The sequence below is a fragment of the Neisseria sp. P0009.S007 genome, assembly GCF_051962515.1.
This window is the reverse complement of sequence record NZ_JBQCVF010000360.1, coordinates 1-1,363: the sequence shown is the minus strand read 5'-3', so window position 1 is coordinate 1,363 and position 1,363 is coordinate 1. Positions and strand designations below refer to the sequence as shown.

The window sequence follows — 1,363 nt, the reverse complement described above, 5'->3', positions numbered from 1 at the left end:
GTATTACCGATGCGCTGGGACAGCACACCGAATACCACTACGACGCCAATCAAAACCTCACCCTCGCCCTCTATCCAGACGGCAGCAAAGAGACCTTCGGCTACGATGCTGCAGGTCGTTTGACCACCCATACCGACGGCGAAGGCCACACCACCTCCTACGAATACGGCCAGGACGGTCTGCCGACCCAACGCACCAATGCGCTGGGCCATACCTTCGGCTACCATTACGACAAAGCCCGCCGCCTAGTCGGCCTCACCAATGAAAACGGTGCGCGCTACCGCTTTGCCTACGACATCCTCGACCGATTGATTGCAGAAAGCGGTTTCGACCATAAGCTGACCGGCTACCGCTACAACGCCGGCAACGAACTGGTCGAGCAGCACGAATTCGGTGATGACGCCTCCCTTGCCGCCAAACTGATGGCGCAGCTGGGCGGTCAACCCATCCCCAAAAAAGAAGCCGCCCCGCTTTCAGACGGCCTCGACGGCCAAACCCCGTTGCGGATTACCGAGTTCAAACGCGACGTATTGGGACGCTTAATCCATACCCTCGCCCGCAACAACGACAAGGTTCAGGAAACCGTTTACCAATACGACCTGGACGGCAACCTCGTCCGTGCCGCCAACCGCCACAGCATTACCTGCTTCGACTACAACGGCAACGGCCAAATCATCGGCCAGCACCAATGGAAAGTACCGACTAAGGAAGAGAACGCCCGAAACGGATTGCCCGAAACCGACTGGCGCGATGCGCAATACGACATGCTGTACCTGCCCGTTACCGAAAGCATCCGCTACCACTACGACTTCAACGGCAACCGTACCGCCACCGTCCTGCCCGACGGCAGACAGATCAACTACCTGTATTACGGCAGCGGCCACCTGCACCAAATCAGCCTCGACGACGAAGTCATCTCCGACATCGAACGTGATCGGCTGCACCGCGAAATCTACCGCACACAGGGTAAACTCGCCAGCCGTTACGAACTCGATCCCTTAGGCCGTCTGAAAAAACAAATTGCCGCACTCAACGAGCTGACGCAGATCGAAACAGCGAAAAATGCAGTAACATCGGCTTATGCCGTCAAACGCAGCTACGGCTACGACCGCACCGGCAACCTGACCCACAGCACCGACCAACGGACGGGCACGACCCGGTTTGAATACGACAAACTGGGCCAGATTACCAAAGCGGATAGCGAAGTATTCGCCTTCGACCCCGCACACAATATCCTGTCCAACAACAACAGCCCTACCGTCCCCGACAACCGCCTACAAACCTACAACGGCAGCAGCTATTACTACGACGACCTCGGCAACCTGATCCACCGCGAACTGGCCGACGGCGAAGTGCAGAACTA

The 1,363-nt window shown here is 57.5% G+C and carries 1 pseudogene; it reads left to right on the top strand.

Going from position 1 to position 1,363, the window contains the following annotated elements:
- Positions 1-1,363 (top strand): annotated as a pseudogene (locus ACTHS3_RS13260) (RHS repeat-associated core domain-containing protein); the annotation flags it as partial.